The following is a 15,831-nucleotide window of genomic DNA, read 5'->3' as shown; positions in this document are numbered from 1 at the left end:
GCGCAGGAAGACGCTTGTCAGCCGCGCCTGGACGGTCCAGCCATCGAATGGCGTATAGCCCGCTCGCGACACCTGATCGGCATTGGCGATCGTGCTGGACTGGCGCGGATCGAGGATGAGGATATCGGCATCGTAGCCGGTGGCGATCCGTCCCTTGCGCCGGCCAAGCCCGAAGCGCTCGGCCGGATTGCGGGCGCACAGGCGCACCAGATCGGACAATGCGATCAAGCCTTCATCGACCAGTTTCAGCATGGTCTGCAACAGTGTCTGCAGCCCTGGCATGCCACCTGGAATGTCGGCAAAGGCCGCATAGGATGCAGCCTTTTCGATTGGCGCGTGCGGCGCGTGGTCGGTGGCGACGATGTCGATCAGTCCTCCGCTCAGCGCGGCGCGCAGCGCATCCACATCATGCGGCGAGCGCAGGGGTGGCGAGGCCTTGAGATTAGCGCCTTGCATCTCATAATCGCTGGCGGTGAAGAAGAGGTTCTGCGGCGTTGTTTCGACGCTGGCGTCGGCCATGCCGCGCAGCCGGCCCCACGTCTCGACGCCGAGTTCGGAATTGATCTGGCGGACATGAATTCTGGTTTCGGCAGAGGCGGCGGCGATGAGCGCCCGGGCGATGCCGTTGGCTTCGGCGAGTGGCGGCCGGCTGGCCTGAAAGGCGGCGATGGTGCCGGGGCGGTCGCGTAGTGTGCTGCCGGTCAGGATCGATTGATCGCCGGGCGAGATGCCGATCAAAGTGTCGCTGCCGGCGAAAGCCTTCAACGCCTCGGCCACGGCGTCGGACGTCGCGAAGAGGAAGTCATCGGGCACATCGGCGGTGAACAGCTCGAACGAGACCGGCGCCAAGTCCAGCACGCGAGGGATAAGCGACAGGTTGCGGCTGACGACGGTCTGCAAGCCGACATCGACATGTATGCGGGCCTCGGTCATCGCCATCTTGTCGGCAAGCTGTTCGGCTGTGGCTGTCCATGGCTCGTCGGTCGGCATGTCGAGCACCGTCGTCACGCCGCCAAGGGCCGCGGCATGCGTGCCCGAGGAAAAGTCATCCTTGTGTGTCAGTCCAGGCTCGCGCAGGTGCGCGTGCGCGTCGACCAGGCCGGGCAGCAGATAGGCACCGGCCGCATCGATGACTGTCCTGGCCGAGGCCGTCTCGCCAGGCTGGACAAGCGCCGCGATACGGCCATCGGTAATGCCCACATCGCGCCGCTCGAACCCTTCGGCGTTGACGATGGTGGCTCCCCGGATCAGGGTTTCGAACATGCCGTCTTGTTTCCGTTAGCCGCGCCGCTCGAAGCTGGCATGGCTCTCCAGCCAGAACCGGGCAATCTCTTCGCGGCGCATGAAGGCAGCGGCCGGGTTCTGCTTCACATGTTCGATCACCTCGCGCAGCCCGGACGCCCGGTTGGGTTGGCCCATCCAGCGCGCATGGATGCCGATCGTCAGCATGCGGCCGCCGGTCTCGTCGGCTTCACCGAGCATGTAATCGATCGCCGAGCGGCAATCCTCAGCGAAGTCGCGCGGTTTGCTGTAGCCCGGCGCCACCAGATAACGGCTGTCGTTGAGCGTCTTGGAATAGGGCACGACCAGGATTTCCGTGCCCCGATGGTCGAGGAAGTAGGGCAGGTCGTCATTGCAGGGATCGGAGTGATAGAGGAAGCTGCCTTCCTCGACGAGCAGATCGCGCGTGTTGACGCTGGGCAGCGAGCGGCAGTTCCAGCCGAGCGGCCGCCTCCCCAGTAGTGTCTCGTAAAGCCCGACCGCTTCATGCAGCTGGCGCTTTTCCTCGCTGCGCTCCATGGTCGTATAGTCGATCCAGCGTAGGCCGTGGCCGAGCAGATCGTGTCGTCGCGTCTTCATCCATTCGACGAAGGGCGGGTTGCGCTCCAGCGCCACCGCGCAAGCTGAGATGGTGATCGGGATGTCGTAGCGATCAAAAAGCCGTGCCAAGCGCCAGACGCCGGCGCGGCTGCCATATTCGAAATGCGTCTCGGTGCCGAGGTCGCGCACCGGCGGGCTCGAGGTGAGATTGTATTCGCCCCAATTGTCGTTGCGGCCATCTTCGAGCCAGGAATATTCCGAGCCCTCCTCATAGTTGAGCACGAGGTTGATGGCGAGCTTGACGCCGCCGGGCCAGGTCACGAAGGGCGGATTCGGACCATAGCCGACGAGGTCGCGCGGCTGGGGCGGTTGCGAGGCAGCGCTTGGCGTCATGGCAAATTCCTCTCATCTCGTTTCGTTGGCGGTTATCCAGTCCATGTAGGCGTGGAAGGCTTCCTTGCCCGGACGCGGCCGCCATGTAGTGTCGCGCAGGATGCGGGCGATGTCATACGCGCCCCACATGCCGCCCTTCAGTCTCACATCCTGGACGATATTGGCGTCTTCTCCTGGTGTCACTTCGGCCTTCAGGCCCGGCACGCGTTCCCTTGCCCAGCCGACGATCTCGCCGATGGTCTGGCTAGACCCGGAGCCGATGTTGTAGTGACGGTAATTGAGGCGCGGTGCATCGATCAGCGCGAGGATCGCGGCGGCAACGTCGGTCGAGACGATATAGTCGCCGACCGGCTCCAGGCTGTTCGGCCTGATCGTCTCGCCGGCTAAAGCCATATGTGCGACGCGGTTGGGAACATGGCGAAAGTTGCGGCTCTCGGTCGCGCGGTCCATCGGGCCGTAGACCGAAGCAAGTCGCACCGAGACCGCCGACAGGTCGAACAGGTCGGCATAGCGGTTGGTCACCATCTCGGAGGCGAATTTCGAGATGCCGTAGAGCGTCAACGGCGCGACATAGCCGTCTTCCGGCAGCGGCTCGCTGCTCCAGTCGGGGCCATTGTGACGGTAGACGGAGCCGGAACTGACATAGACGAAGCGCTTGAGGTCCGGTCTCTCTCGCGCCCAGTCCAGCATCCGCACGGTGCCCATTAGATTGACGTCGACGATGCGGGCCGGGTCTTCGGCCTCGGGCTGCCGTTTTGCCTCCGAGGCGCTGCCGCGCGAGATCGGCGTGATTGTCGCGCCATGCACGATCGCCGTGATGCCTTGCTCGTCTAGCGCCGCGGACCAGGCTTTCGGGTCGAGGACGTCGGCGGCGACCACTGTGAGCCGGTCGCGCACCGGGGCGAAATGCTTTTCGGCCGCCGCGTCCAGGCCGGACCGGTCGAGGATCACGGCCCGGGCTTGCGGATCGCGGTCGAGCCATGCGCGCGCGACCACGCTCATGACAAAGCCGGTGCCTCCGGTGACAAGCAGCGTCATGTGAACTCCTTCTAAGTTGAACGAACAGGATCAGCGCGTTGCATAGCCGCCGTCCACGAGCATGTCGGATCCGGTGACGAAGGATGCGTCCGATGACAAAAGGAAAGCGGCCGCCGCGGCGATCTCATCCGGCTCTGCGATGCGGCCGAGCAGATGGGCGGGGCCAAGACCCGCATTGGCGGCCTCGAAGTCCGGAAATCTGCGCAGCAGGCGCGCTGTCGCCACCGCGCCCGGCGACAGGCTGTTGACGCGCACATTGTCCGGCGCATGGTCGACCGCCATCGCCTTGGCGAGATGGATCAGCCCCGCCTTGGCAGCGCAATAGGCGACGGCATTGGCGGTGGCGACGCGTCCGAACTGCGAGCCGATGAACACCACCGAGCCGCCGCCACCCACCGCGATCAACGGCACCGCGAACTTGCTCATCAGGAACGCACCGGTCAGGCTGACGTCGAGTTCGCGGCGCCAGGACTGTTCGTCGAGATCGACGACGGTGGCATTGGTCGATGGCGCGGCGGCGTTGTGCACCAGTCCGTCCAGCCGGCCGAAGCGCTGCCTTGCGATGTCGACGGCGCTGCGAGCCTGCTCCGCATCGGTCACATCGCAGCCGCAGGCGGAAGCGGCGGCGCCGAGCTCATCGGCAAGGGCTTGCGCCGCCTCCAGCTCATAATCGGCGCAGATCACGCCGGCGCCTTCCGCGACGCAGCGCCGGGCAATGGCCGCGCCAATGCCGCTTGCGGCGCCTGCTATCAGGACAGCGCTGCCTTCGAGACGGTTCATCGCGGCCTCCTCAAACCCGTTCCTCGATACGTTGCATGACCGGCGCCGTGACCGGCCGGCGCAGAAGATTGTAGCAGGCGGCCAACGTGACCAGGGCAGCGCCGCCGCCGAGCAGCAGGAACATGGCGGGAGGTCCAAGATGCGCCATCAACCCCGCGGCGACGCCCGGCGTTGCCACATTGCCGATCGAGTAGAGCAGGAGCAGCGTGCCGGAGGCGGCGACCATGTGCCGGCTATGAAGCTGCGATGCGCCGAAGGCCATCGCCACCGGATAGATCGTCAGCGCCGTGGCGCCATAGATGAAGAACAGCACGAAGAGCAGAGGCACCGACAGGGTGCCGACCCAAGCGATCAAGGCGCAGGCCGTCACCGATACCAGCCCTTGCACCAGCAGTATCAGGCGGCGGTCGAAACGGTCAGAAAGCCAGCCGACCGGGGTCTGCGCCACCATTCCGGCAATGCTTATCGTGGTCACCAGCCAGACCGTGGCCGCCGCCGACAGGCCGATCTGCGTTCCGTAAAGAGGCGTCAGCACGAAGACGTTCATGTTGGTGATGCCGCCCTGGAAAATCGCCACGACCGTCACCGGCGCCAGCCTGAAGAGCGCCAGCGGTCCCAGCCGCCTGTCTGCCTTGGCTCCGGACGCGGGCGCCGGATCACTCGGCACCGAAGGCAGCGCCGGCCAGCGCACCCCGGCGAAGTTGGGCGCAAAGGCCACAAGCACCGTCGCCATCGCGACCAGAAACAGATGCGGAGATTGCGGACCGACCATCGCCACCAGGACCTGGCCAAGCAGCACGGCAATCGCCGTCGTCAGCATGTAGAGCGCGAATAGCGAGCCGCGATTGTGCTGTTCGGCATAGAGATTGATCCAACTCTCGCAGACGACGAACATCGAGGCCATCGACATGCCGCCGAGCAGCCGCAAGCAGAACCATGCCGGCATGAAGTCGGTAACGACGAAGCCCAGGGCCGACAGCAGCGCAGTTGCCAGGACCAGCAGGAATGTCCGCTCATGGCCGTAGCGGGTGACCAATGGACGCGTCACTAGGCATCCGATCAGGAAACCGGCCGGATAGGCGGTCAGCACGATCTGCACGGTTCCGGGATCGACGCCGGCTTTGCCGAGGTGGAACGACACCGCTGTCGTCAGCATGGCGCTGCCGATACAGGCGAAACAGACGCCTGCCATCATCGGCAGCGTTGCGCGGGAGCGCTCGGCGTTCTGCCAAAAGCGCATCGCGGATTGACCGATCGATCCCATGAATGCCGCGCCTGGCCGACTAGGACGGACGCCGGAGATCGCAAGCAGGATCGACAAGCGGCGCCGGATTCTTGTGCATTGCGACGGCTCCCCTTGGCAGTCACGCTGGCCGGCGGCTGCTCTCCCAAACAGAAGCTACACCCAGTCATGCCTGCTGCAAGCGAAGATTGACACGGCTATGGCGTCATTTTTTTTGGCCATCCCGGCGGCGGAAAACGGCGTTGCGCCCTGCGAAAGGCTTTACAGTCCTTTAGTGCGCTCCCTACGATAGGTCGCCTGTCAAAGATCGAGAGGGGACCCCGAGATGACGATCGAACGTCTTGAGAACGGCCAACGCTTTTGCCGGGTGTTGCGCCATAACGGCACCGTTTATGTTTCCGGCCTGACGGCGGACGACCTTTCAAGCGACACCACCGCGCAGAGCAAGCAGATATTCGCCAAGATCGATGCGCTTCTGGCCAAGGCCGGCAGCGACAAGTCGAAACTCCTGAGCGCTCAGATCTGGCTGCGTGACATCGCCGACTTCGACATGATGAATATGGCTTGGGATGCCTGGATCGACCGCAGCGCCATGCCGGTGCGCGCGACGGTGGAGGCGCGGCTTGCCGGCGACCAGTATCGCGTCGAGATCATGGTGACGGCGGCGGTCGGCTGACGCCGATTGGGGTGGGCAAACCGAATGCATGAGCTGGTGATCAAAGGCGGACGCGTTGCCCTCGACGACGGTTGGGCCGAATGCGATATCGCCATCGACGACGGCCGCATCGCCGCCACCGGGACGGGCCTGGCCGGCAAATCCTTGATCGGCGCCGGCGGTCGTTGGGTCATGCCGGGCGGCATCGATGCCCATTGCCATCTCGACCAGCCGGTCTGGGGCGGGGCCGGCAATGCGGATGATTTCGAATCCGGCACCATCTCGGCTGCCTTCGGTGGCACGACATGCATCGTCCCGTTCGGCATGCCGGGTCCGGAGATGAGCACCGTCGCCGCCATCGATCGAGCGCTCGACCGTGCCACAGGGCGCGCGGTGATCGATTACGGGCTGCACGCGGTGGTGACCATGGGCACCGGCCCGGATGTCGAGCAACAGCTTTCGCTGCTCGCCGGCCGCGGTATCGCGTCGGTCAAGCTGTTCATGACCTATCAGGGCTTTGCCGTCGATGACGATCTGTTCTTCAGGGTGCTCGATGCTGCCCATAGGCTTGGCTGGATCGTCATGGTCCATGCCGAGAACGATGCCGCCATAAGGCGCACGCGGCAGCGCCTGATCGATCTCGGCCGCACCGATATCCGCTACCATGTCGTTGCCCACAGCGAGACAATGGAGCGGGAGGCAACGCATCGTGCGTTGGCCTTCGCCGAAATGACCGGCGCGCGCATGACCATCGTCCACGTCTCCTCCTGGCAGTCGGCCGAGGAGGTGGCGCGGGCGCGCGGGCGAGGGGTGGATGCGATAGCCGAGACCTGCCCGCAATATCTGTTCATCGGCGCCGCCGACCTCGACCGGCCGGCCATGGATGCGGCGCGCTTTGTGTTTTCGCCGCCGCCGCGCTCGCCGCGCAGCCATCGGCATCTGTGGCAGGCGCTGATCGATGGCGGCATCGACCTGTGGTCGTCGGACCATTCGCCCTATTTCTTCGCCGACAAGATCGCTCGGTCGCAGACACCCGACTTCACCACCACGCTGAGCGGCATTCCCGGCATCGAGACTCGTCTGCCGCTGCTCTTCTCGGAGGGACTGCTGAGCGGCCGCCTGACGCTCGAGCGCTATCTCGATCTCACCTCGCGCAACGCCGCCGCGATCTATGGCCTGGCCCATGCCAAGGGGCGCATAGCGGTCGGCCTCGATGCCGATCTGGCGCTGTGGGATCCGACAGTGACCTGGACGCTCGGGCACCGGGCGCTGCATTCGCGTGTCGACTTCACGCCCTATGAGGGCAGGAGCGTGACGGGCAAGCCGACCACTGTGCTGGTGCGCGGCGTGCCGGTTGTCGCCGACGGCGAACTCCAGGTGCAGCCGGGGTTCGGACAGTTCGTAGAGCGCAGCGCCGCCGATCCGGCCCGCTCGGGAAAACCAGTCGAGGAGATGATGCCGTGGCTCGATGCCTGACTATCGCGGTCGCCCAGACCGGGCCAATCCAGCGCAGTGCGACGCGGAGCGAGACGGTCGATCGCCTCATCCACTTGCTGGAACAGGCAGCTTCCGCCGGGGCGGAGATTGCCGTGTTTCCCGAGATGGCGCTGACCACTTTCTTCCCGCGCTGGCGCATCGACGATCAGGCGGAGATCGACGCCTTCTTCGAAAGGGCAATGCCGGGGCCCGAAACGCGATGCCTCTATGATGCCGCCGCCCGCCTCAAGATCGGCTTCGCGCTCGGCTATTGCGAGATCGCAAGGGAAGACGGCCGCACGCGCTGTTTCAACACCATGGACCTTGTCGGCCCGGACGGGCGGTTCATCGGCCGCTACCGCAAGATGCATGTGCCGGGGTCGAGCGAGCCGGAGGAAGGCATCACCACGCATCTCGAACGTCGCTATTTCGAACCGGGCAATCTCGGCTTTCCGGTCTTCGACTATCGCGGCGTGCGTGTCGGCATGGCGATCTGCAACGATCGCCGCTGGCCGGAAACCTACCGCATGCTTTGCCTCAATGGCGCCGAGGTGGCCTTGCTCGGCTACAACACGCCACTGCTGCTCGACGAGGCGCCGGCGCTGGCGCATCTGCGAATGTTCCACAACCATCTGCCGATGCAGGCCGGCGCCTACCAGAACACGCTGTGGGTCGCTGCGGCCGCCAAGGCGGGGCTGGAAGACGGCCAGGCACTGATCGGCGGGTCCTGCATCATCGCGCCGACCGGCGAGATCGCCGCGCAGGCGATGTCGCTCGACGACGAGGTCATCGTCCACCGCGCCGATCTCGACCTGATCGAGACCTGCCGGAAAGTGAATTTCAACTTCGCGCTCTATCGCCGCCCCGACCAGTACCGGCGCATTTCCGAACCGGCCTGAGATCGAAACTTGATGGCCCCCAGCGAAACCAGCCAGGACACGGCGCCGCGCGCGACCGAGCCGCTGTCGCTCGGCGAGATCGTGGAAAACGGTCTCTGCATCGGTTGCGGGCTCTGCCGTTCGATCGCCGGTCCCGGCAAGGTCGAGATGGCGATGACGCCGGAAGGGCGCGAGCGGCCGGTGGCGATGCAGGTGTTGGTCAGGTCGACGCTGACGCGGGTCAACGCAGTCTGCCCGGGAACGCGCATCGCCGGTCCACCGCCGGCGCAGGCGAGCAATGCAGCGTTGACGGACACCGTCTGGGGCCCCGCCGAACGGCTTGTGCTCGGACGCGCGGGAGATCCCACGGTGCGGTTTGTCGGATCGGGAGGCGGTGTGCTGACGGCGCTTGGGCAATTTCTGCTGAGCTCGGGACGCGTCAAGTTCGTGCTGCATGTCGCCGCATCACGCTTACAGCCGATGCGCAATGAGCGGCGCCTGAGCTTCGATGCCGTTTCGATGATCGAGGGCGCCGGCTCGCGCTACGGCCCCACGGCGACGCTGGTGGATTTCGACGACATCCTTGATCGCGGCCAGCCCTTCGCGCTGATCGCCAAGCCTTGCGATATCACCGCCGTGCGCAATTTGGCGCGGCTCGATCCGCGCGTCGACCGATATATGCGCTATGCCCTGGCCTTCGTTTGCGGCGGCGCATCGGACCTTTCGAAATCGGAACAGGTGTTGCGGCGTTTCGGCCTCTGCGAGGACGAGCTCACGCTTTTTCGCTATCGCGGCCATGGCAATCCCGGCCTCAACCGGATCGAAACCAGGGACGGCCGCGCCTTCGAACTCACCTATCGGCAGTTGTGGGAGGACGAGGACAAATGGATGACCCAGCCGCGCTGCAAGATCTGTCCGGACGCGATCGGCCAGGTGGCGGATATCGCGGTTCATGACGCCTGGCTGAATGGTGGGCCGGCGGTCGAGGATGAGCTGCTCAACAGCATCATCGTGCGTACCGGGCGCGGCCTCGAACTGTTCGATGCGGCCGTCGACGCCGGCGCTCTGGAGATCAAGCGCGAGACCGGCATTGCCGAAATCAGCGAGTTGCAGTCGCACCAGGTGCGCAAGCGGCGCGCCGTCTGGGCGCGGCTGAAAGGCATGGCGATCGCCGGCAGGCCGGTGCCTTTTGTCACCGATCTCGCCCTTGCAGATTGCGCCGCGCAGAATTCGCTGGCGGAGAATCTGGCCGAGGGGCGCGGCGCTCGCGACCGCGCGCGGCGCGGACGCCTGGGTGAGCCGCCTGCCGTGCCGCGCGAAGGCCGGGCAATCATGTTGAAGGATGGGTTGAGATGAATGCCGCCGAGGAAACGGACGTCATCATTATCGGCGGCGGCATGGCCGGTGCCGGTGCGGCCTTCGAGATATCCCACTCCGCAAAGGTGGTGCTGCTCGAGCGGGAAAGCCATTGCGGCTACCACACGACCGGACGCTCGGCGGCAAGCTTTACCGAAAATTACGGCAACGGCGTCATCCGGCGTATTGTGCTTGCCAGCCGGTCTTTCCTGACCGAACCGCCAGCTGGATTCTCCGAGTATCCGCTGCTTGGCAAGCGCGGCATGATCACCGTGGCGCGCGCCGATCAGATCGATCTCCTGCGGGAGGATCTGGCGGCCGCGCAGGGGCTTGTGCCCTCCATCGTCGCCATGACGCCGGCCGAAGCGATCGCCAGCGTACCGGTGCTGCGCGCGGAGTATCTCGCCGGCGCCTATATCGAACCGCATTCGATGGACATCGACGTCAACGGCCTGCACCAAGGTTATCTGCGCGGCGCCCGCGCGCGCGGCGCGCGCATCGTCACCAATGCCGGCGTGACGGCGATCGACCGGCAGGGCGGCCAGTGGCGGGTCGAGACGCGGGCGGGGACCTTTCGCGCGCCAATGCTCGTCAATGCAGCCGGCGCCTGGGGCGACGAGGTCGCCATCATGGCAGGGGTGCGCCCGGTCGGCCTGCAGCCGAAACGCCGCACCGCCTTCAACATTCCATCGCCCGCAGGGGTCGACATATCGGACTGGCCGCTGGTCAACGATGTCGGCGCCGAATTCTATTTCAAGCCGGATGCCGGGCAGCTGTTCGTCTCGCCGGCCGATGCGACGCCGTCGGTGCCGATGGATGCTTATGCCGAGGACATCGACGTCGCCATCGGCGCCGAGCGTCTCGAAAGGGTGACCACGATCGAGGTGCAGCGCGTGTCGCGCTCCTGGGCGGGCTTGCGGACCTTCGTCGCCGACGGATCGCCGGTGGTCGGGCCGGATGATGAGGTTCCAGACTTTATCTGGCTGGTCGGGCAGGGCGGTTACGGCATCAAGACCTCACCGGCGCTGTCGCGCGTCTGTGCCAGTCTGATCGCCGGCAAGGGTTTTCCGGACGATGTCGCTAGGCAGGGCGTTTCGATGGACGATCTCACGCCACACCGGCTGCGCGGCGTCGATCCTCAAGCCAGGCAGGTTGCTTGATGAGCAGTGCCGCGCTGACTGGCGGCGGCAGGCTGGCCGGGCATCTGCTGGAGAGGCTTGCGCAAGCCACGGCCGACCCACCGGGCGTAACCCGCGCGGCTTATGGGCCCGGCGAGCGTTTTGCCCACGCCCTCATTCGCGACGAAGCCGAGCAGCTCGGCGCCACGGCGCGCGTCGATGCCGCCGGCAATCTCTATTTGACGCTGAAGGGCCGTAATCCGGATTTGCCGATGATCGTTCTCGGTTCGCATCTCGACAGCGTGCCGCATGGCGGCAATTTCGACGGCGCCGCGGGTGTGGTGGCAGGGCTGGCCGTGATGGCCGAACTGGTCGGGCAAGGCATCCAATTGCCGCGCGACCTGATCGTGCTGGCGACCCGCGCCGAGGAAGCGGTCTGGTTTCCGCTGTCCTATCCCGGCAGCCAGGCAGCTGTCGGCCTGCTGGAGCCGATAGCGCTGGAAGCGAAGCGGTCGGACAGCGGACGCACGCTGGCTGACCATATGCTGGAGGAAGGTTTCGACCCTGATGCCGTGCAGCGCGGCGTGCCGGGCATCGATGCCGGACGGATCGCGGCTTTCGTCGAAGTGCATATCGAGCAGGGACCACGCCTTGTCGCATCCGGCGCGCCGGTCGGCATCGTCACCGGGATCGCCGGCGGGTTTCGCTATGTCGACGCGACCTGCCTCGGCGCCTACGCGCATTCCGGCGCCGAGCCGCGCTTCGCCCGGCATGACAGCGTGCTCGGCTTTGCCGATCTGGTCGCCGGCCTTGAAGCGGAATGGGACGCGCTCGAGCGCGACGGCCATGAAGCCACCATCACCTTCGGCCGCGTGCAGTCCGATCCTGCGCAACACGGCGGCAGCCGCGTCCTGGGCGAGCTTCGCTTCACACTCGATGTGCGTAGCGCCGAGGCCGCCGTGCTGGACCGGATCGAGGCAAGGCTGCACGCGCTTTTCACAGAAGTAGGCAAGAAGCGCGGCGTCAGCTTCGAGGCCGGACCGCGCTTCACCTGGGAGCCGACGACGATGTCGCCGGCGTTGATAGCGAGGCTGGACCGCGCCGCCGCCGAACTGCAAATTCCGGCGCCGCATGTGCCGAGCGGAGCGGGGCATGATGCGGCAAGCTTTGCCGGCGCCGGTATTGCGACCGCCATGATCTTCGTGCGCAACGAGAATGGCAGCCACAACCCGCATGAAGCCATGGAAATCGCCGATCTCGACCAGGCGATCCGCCTGCTTCTTCAATTCGTCACCCACTTCGACAACCCCCCGGGACAGCCATGAACCTTGCCGCGACCGCCTTGCTCGTCATCGATCTGCAAAACGAGTACCGTCCCGGAGCCGCCTGGCCGGTCATCGGCTATGACGCGGTGCTCGCCAATGCCGCCGCGCTGATCGAAGCCGCCCGCGCAGCAGGCGTGCCCGTCATCCATGCGCAAGCCTGGGTGCAGCCGGAAGAACGCGACGGCTATGTAAGGCAGGAGGAAACCCTGACCGAGGAATTCCGCTCCGCCGTGGCCGGCAGCGATGGCGCCGCGATCTGCGCCGAGGTGGCGGCGATGCCCGGCGACATCGTCATCCACAAGCACTGGCCGAGCGCCTTTCGCCGCACCGACCTTTCAAGACGGCTTGCCGACCTCAAGGTCGAGAACCTGATCGTGACCGGGGTGCTGACCGACAGCTGCGTGACCGAGAGCGTGTTCGACGCAGTCTATCAGGGGTTCAGGGTCTGGCTGGTCAAGGAGGCCTGTGGCAGCATGAGCGAAGCCATGCACCGCATCGGCATGCTCGACATGGCCAACCGGCTCTATGGCGGCGGCATCCTGCGCCTTCCCGAGGCGCTGAAGGCGCTTGCCGGCCAGCCTTTCGACGGCTGGCGCTGCACGCGGCCGGTTGAGTTCGTCTACACGCTTGAGATGGTGGACCGGATCTACGAGGCCTTGTGATCGGCGCCGCAGCCGCATGTGCCTCGGACAACCTTTGAAGCTGAGGGCTTGAGTACCGTGCCCGGCAGCGATCCGGTCGCCTTGCCGTCAGTCCACACGGACACGCCGTTGACGAAGACATGCTCGATGCCGGCGGCGGGCCGGCGCGGTTCCTCGAAAGTGGCGGTGTCGATGATCGTCGCCGGATCGAAGATGACGAGGTCGGCGAAATTGCCTTCGGCCAGCAGGCCGCGTTGCTGGATGCCGAATTCACGCGCGGGCAGGCCGGTCATGCGGAACACCGCCTCCTGCAGGCTGAACAGGCCGACATCCCTGGCGTAATGGCCGAGCACGCGCGGAAACGTGCCCCATAGGCGCGGATGCGGATGGATATCGTGCGGCAGGCCGTCCGAGCCGATCATCGTGCGCGGGTGCGCGATGATGTTGCGCACATCCGTCTCGTCCAGCTGGAAGTAGACGGCGCCCGCCGGCAGCAGGCGCTGGCCCGCCTCGCGCTCACTGCAGTTCCATTCGCGCGCGATGTCGGCGATCTCGCGCCTCGCCATTTCAGGATGCGGATCGGACCATGTGACGAGGATCTTCAGACCCGTGTCGCAGCGCTCCAGTCGCAGCACCGTCGAGCTCGCGGCATAGGGATAGACATCCATGCCGATGTCCATCGTTTTGCGCGCCTGATCGATTCTTTCCAAGGACGGACGGCTCTTGCCGAAATTGGCGCGGCCGGTGCATTGATGGTGCGAAATGAACAGCTTGCCGCTGGCATGATCGGCAATGTCGATCGCTTCCTCGATCGCCTCGTCCATCGTCTCGAAATAGTTGCGGGTATGGGTGACATAGGGGCCGCCGAGGTCGGCCGCCGTTGCGGCGAGTGCCTTGACCTCTTCGGTCGAAGAGTTGACCGCCGGCGGATAGTCGAGCCCGGTGCTGAGCCCGAAGGCGCCCTCGGCCATCGCCTCGGCCACCGCCTCCTGCATCGCCACCGTCTCCGCTTCGTTGGCCGGACGGTCGGTCACCGGCATGCAGCGCTGGCGCAAAGTGGTGTGGCCGACCAATAGAGCCGCGTTCGTGGCGATGCCGCGCCGTTTGAGCTCGGCGACATAGTCGGCAAAACGATCGAAACGGAAACTCTCCCGGCCGCCGACCAGCGTGAAGGGCGGCGGTGGTGTCGTGTTGAGAAGCAACGGCGCCAGGCTGACGCCGCAATTGCCGGCGATCACCGTCGTCACGCCCTGGCTGATCTTCGGGTCCATGCCACGTGGCGCCAAAAGCGCGCCGTCATCATGAGTGTGCACGTCGATAAAGCCAGGTGCGACCACCTTACCCGCGGCGTCGATTTCCTCGCTGCCCGTTGCATCGTCCAGCTGACCGATGGCGACGATCCTGTCGCCGGTGACGGCGATGTCGGCCTCGAGAGGCTTCGATCCGTCGCCGGCGATCAGCGTCGCGTGACGGATGACGAGATCATAGGGCATCGGGCAAAAGGTCCTAACCTTCGGGATCGGCGGCGATCTCCTCGCGGCGGCGTGCGACATAGGCGTCGAGCTCCTCTCGGATCGCGGGGTCCATTACCGGCTCTTCGTAGTCGTGCAGCGCCTGTTGCCAGAGCTCCGTCGCCCGCTCCAGCGCATCCTTGCCGCCGGCCTCCTCCCAGGCGCCGTGGTTCTGCCAGTTGGACAGCATCGGCTGGTAGAAGGCGGTCGTGTAGCGCGACATCGTGTGTTCGGCGCCGAAGAAATGACCGCCGGCCGGTACCGACTTGATCGCCTCGAAACCGAGATCGTCCTCCTGGAACGGCAGCGGGCGCAGGAACTCCATCATGTTCTGCAGGATCTCCACATCGAGAATGAGCTTTTCGTAGGACGCAGTCAGGCCGCCCTCCAGCCAGCCCGCAGCGTGGTAGACCAAGTTGGCGCCACCCAGCACCGCGCCCCATGTCGCCATTTCCGTCTCATAGGCGGCCTGCAGATCAACCACGTTCGAGGCATTCGCATTCGAGGTGCGGTAGGGAAGATTGTAGCGGCGTGCCAACTGGCCAGCGATGATGTTGGCCTTGGCGTTCTCCGGCGTGCCGAAGGCCGGCGCGCCCGACTTCATGTCGACATTGGAGGTGAAGGCGCCATACATCACGGGCGTGCCGGGGTTGACGAGCTGCGTCAGCACCACGCCGAACAGAGCTTCGGCGTTCTGCTGGCAAAGGGCCGCCGCGAGCGTCACCGGCGTCATCGCTCCCATCAGGGTGAAGGGAGTAACGGTTACAGGCTGGCCGTGCTCGGCCATTGCGATCAGGCCCTCCGCCATGGCGTCATCGAACAGCCGCGGCGAGTTGATCGATATGATGGTCGTCACGCCAGGAGAGGTGCGCATCTCCTCGACGGAAATGCCGCGCGAGATTGCCATCATGTTGATCCCATCCATTGCCCTGGCGCTGCCGATCGCCGTGCAATGGAAGGAGAGGTCGCTGAGCGTCAAATTTGCGTAGTAGGTGTCGAGATGGCGCGAATTGGCCGGCAGCTCCATCGGCGCCACAACCTGGTTGCCGATGATGTGGATGGCGTTGAAGTGGTGCGCCAGCCGGATGAAGTTCTGATAGTCGGGCAAATTCCCCTGGCGGCGGCCATTGATGCGGTCATGTACATTGGGCGGTCCGGCAACCAGGCCGAAGACCAGCGAATTGCCGCCGAGATGCACCTGCTTTTCCGGATTGCGGCTGGTCAACGTGAAGGATGACGGGACTGTCCGCAGCGCCTCGCGCACCAGGCTTTCGTCGATGCGAATGGTCTTTTCCTCGCGGTCGACGATGGCGCCCGCGTCGGCGAACAGGTCCATCACCCGATCGCTCATGACACGGATGCCGAGTTCCGACAGGATGCGCATCGATGTGTCGTGCAGCCGCTCCATCCGCTCTTCGTCGAGCAGTTGCATGGGCGGATAGGGGTTCTTCACCTGCTCCCAGAGCAGTTGCGCGATGCCCCCGCCGCTGCGTCCGGATTTCCCCCTGCGGCCACCGCCGCGCCTGTCCTGTGTCATGAGACTGCTTTCCTCTCGCTTCAGTAACCGCGTTCCGGACTGACGACATTTTCAAGCGG

Annotated in this window: 14 protein-coding genes; 7 read left to right on the top strand and 7 right to left on the bottom strand. The window is 65.3% G+C overall.

What is annotated here, in order from left to right:
• The 5 genes from EN893_RS02890 to EN893_RS02870 all read right to left on the bottom strand — a co-directional run.
• The coding region (locus EN893_RS02890; RefSeq protein ID WP_128361393.1) for a dihydroorotase family protein at window positions 1-1,263 on the bottom strand (1,263 nt) is incomplete at its 3' end.
• Window positions 1,264-1,278: 15 nt separating this feature from the next.
• Window positions 1,279-2,214 (bottom strand): polysaccharide deacetylase family protein, encoded by a 936-nt coding sequence (locus EN893_RS02885; protein ID WP_127267690.1) that lies wholly within the window; start codon window positions 2,212-2,214, stop codon window positions 1,279-1,281.
• Window positions 2,215-2,226: 12 nt separating this feature from the next.
• The gene (locus EN893_RS02880; protein ID WP_127267691.1) at window positions 2,227-3,252 is read right to left on the bottom strand and encodes an NAD(P)-dependent oxidoreductase; all 1,026 of its coding nucleotides are present in this window, start codon (window positions 3,250-3,252) and stop codon (window positions 2,227-2,229) included.
• Between the two features lie 30 nt (window positions 3,253-3,282).
• Entirely contained in the window at window positions 3,283-4,032 is a 750-nt protein-coding gene (locus tag EN893_RS02875; protein WP_127267692.1) for an SDR family oxidoreductase, read from the bottom strand.
• Window positions 4,033-4,042: 10 nt separating this feature from the next.
• Entirely contained in the window at window positions 4,043-5,296 is a 1,254-nt protein-coding gene (locus EN893_RS02870; protein WP_127267693.1) for an MFS transporter, read from the bottom strand.
• A gap of 304 nt (window positions 5,297-5,600) precedes the next feature.
• Between EN893_RS02870 and EN893_RS02865 the strand changes: the two genes are divergently transcribed.
• The 7 genes from EN893_RS02865 to EN893_RS02835 are packed head-to-tail and all read left to right on the top strand — an operon-like array spanning window position 5,601 to window position 12,745.
• Complete coding sequence (locus EN893_RS02865; protein WP_127267694.1) at window positions 5,601-5,951, top strand: RidA family protein; 351 nt, start codon at window positions 5,601-5,603, stop codon at window positions 5,949-5,951.
• Between the two features lie 24 nt (window positions 5,952-5,975).
• On the top strand, window positions 5,976-7,406 hold the full coding sequence (hydA, locus tag EN893_RS02860; protein WP_127267695.1) for a dihydropyrimidinase: 1,431 nt from the start codon (window positions 5,976-5,978) through the stop codon (window positions 7,404-7,406).
• The gene (locus tag EN893_RS02855; protein WP_127269642.1) at window positions 7,391-8,305 is read left to right on the top strand and encodes a nitrilase-related carbon-nitrogen hydrolase; all 915 of its coding nucleotides are present in this window, start codon (window positions 7,391-7,393) and stop codon (window positions 8,303-8,305) included. Before hydA ends, EN893_RS02855 begins: the two co-directional genes overlap by 16 nt.
• Before the next feature lie 12 nt (window positions 8,306-8,317).
• A complete protein-coding gene (locus EN893_RS02850) occupies window positions 8,318-9,640 on the top strand; it encodes a Coenzyme F420 hydrogenase/dehydrogenase, beta subunit C-terminal domain (protein WP_127269644.1) in 1,323 nt (440 codons plus the stop codon).
• Complete coding sequence (locus EN893_RS02845) at window positions 9,637-10,800, top strand: FAD-binding oxidoreductase (protein ID WP_127269646.1); 1,164 nt, start codon at window positions 9,637-9,639, stop codon at window positions 10,798-10,800. The genes EN893_RS02850 and EN893_RS02845 overlap by 4 nt, the downstream gene beginning before the upstream one ends.
• The gene (locus tag EN893_RS02840) at window positions 10,800-12,083 is read left to right on the top strand and encodes a Zn-dependent hydrolase (RefSeq protein WP_127269648.1); all 1,284 of its coding nucleotides are present in this window, start codon (window positions 10,800-10,802) and stop codon (window positions 12,081-12,083) included. The genes EN893_RS02845 and EN893_RS02840 overlap by 1 nt, the downstream gene beginning before the upstream one ends.
• Entirely contained in the window at window positions 12,080-12,745 is a 666-nt protein-coding gene (locus tag EN893_RS02835; RefSeq protein WP_127269650.1) for an isochorismatase family cysteine hydrolase, read from the top strand. Before EN893_RS02840 ends, EN893_RS02835 begins: the two co-directional genes overlap by 4 nt.
• Here the strand turns inward: EN893_RS02835 and EN893_RS02830 are convergent.
• On the bottom strand, window positions 12,730-14,217 hold the full coding sequence (locus EN893_RS02830) for a D-aminoacylase (protein WP_127269652.1): 1,488 nt from the start codon (window positions 14,215-14,217) through the stop codon (window positions 12,730-12,732). The genes EN893_RS02835 and EN893_RS02830 overlap by 16 nt on opposite strands.
• Before the next feature lie 13 nt (window positions 14,218-14,230).
• Window positions 14,231-15,772, bottom strand: coding sequence for a trimethylamine methyltransferase family protein (locus tag EN893_RS02825; RefSeq protein WP_127269654.1), 1,542 nt, complete (start codon window positions 15,770-15,772; stop codon window positions 14,231-14,233).
• Window positions 15,773-15,831: the final 59 nt, after the last annotated feature.

The sequence above is a fragment of the Mesorhizobium sp. M7A.F.Ca.CA.004.04.2.1 genome, assembly GCF_004022825.1.
Lineage (GTDB): Bacteria > Pseudomonadota > Alphaproteobacteria > Rhizobiales > Rhizobiaceae > Mesorhizobium.
The sequence above is the reverse complement of the archived record's forward strand: the minus strand, read 5'-3'. Positions and strand labels throughout refer to the sequence as shown.

What these genes read in the sequence shown, in the direction of transcription:
- EN893_RS02880 (WP_127267691.1), bottom strand. Translation starts at nt 3,252, where the DNA reads ATGACGCTGCTTGTCACCGGAGGCACCGGCTTTGTCATGAGCGTGGTC.
- EN893_RS02840 (WP_127269648.1), top strand. Translation starts at nt 10,800, where the DNA reads ATGAGCAGTGCCGCGCTGACTGGCGGCGGCAGGCTGGCCGGGCATCTG.
- EN893_RS02845 (WP_127269646.1), top strand. Translation starts at nt 9,637, where the DNA reads ATGAATGCCGCCGAGGAAACGGACGTCATCATTATCGGCGGCGGCATG.
- EN893_RS02850 (WP_127269644.1), top strand. Translation starts at nt 8,318, where the DNA reads ATGGCCCCCAGCGAAACCAGCCAGGACACGGCGCCGCGCGCGACCGAG.
- hydA (WP_127267695.1), top strand. Translation starts at nt 5,976, where the DNA reads ATGCATGAGCTGGTGATCAAAGGCGGACGCGTTGCCCTCGACGACGGT.
- EN893_RS02865 (WP_127267694.1), top strand. Translation starts at nt 5,601, where the DNA reads ATGACGATCGAACGTCTTGAGAACGGCCAACGCTTTTGCCGGGTGTTG.
- EN893_RS02885 (WP_127267690.1), bottom strand. Translation starts at nt 2,214, where the DNA reads ATGACGCCAAGCGCTGCCTCGCAACCGCCCCAGCCGCGCGACCTCGTC.
- EN893_RS02830 (WP_127269652.1), bottom strand. Translation starts at nt 14,217, where the DNA reads ATGCCCTATGATCTCGTCATCCGTCACGCGACGCTGATCGCCGGCGAC.
- EN893_RS02825 (WP_127269654.1), bottom strand. Translation starts at nt 15,772, where the DNA reads ATGACACAGGACAGGCGCGGCGGTGGCCGCAGGGGGAAATCCGGACGC.
- EN893_RS02870 (WP_127267693.1), bottom strand. Translation starts at nt 5,296, where the DNA reads ATGGGATCGATCGGTCAATCCGCGATGCGCTTTTGGCAGAACGCCGAG.
- EN893_RS02875 (WP_127267692.1), bottom strand. Translation starts at nt 4,032, where the DNA reads ATGAACCGTCTCGAAGGCAGCGCTGTCCTGATAGCAGGCGCCGCAAGC.
- EN893_RS02835 (WP_127269650.1), top strand. Translation starts at nt 12,080, where the DNA reads ATGAACCTTGCCGCGACCGCCTTGCTCGTCATCGATCTGCAAAACGAG.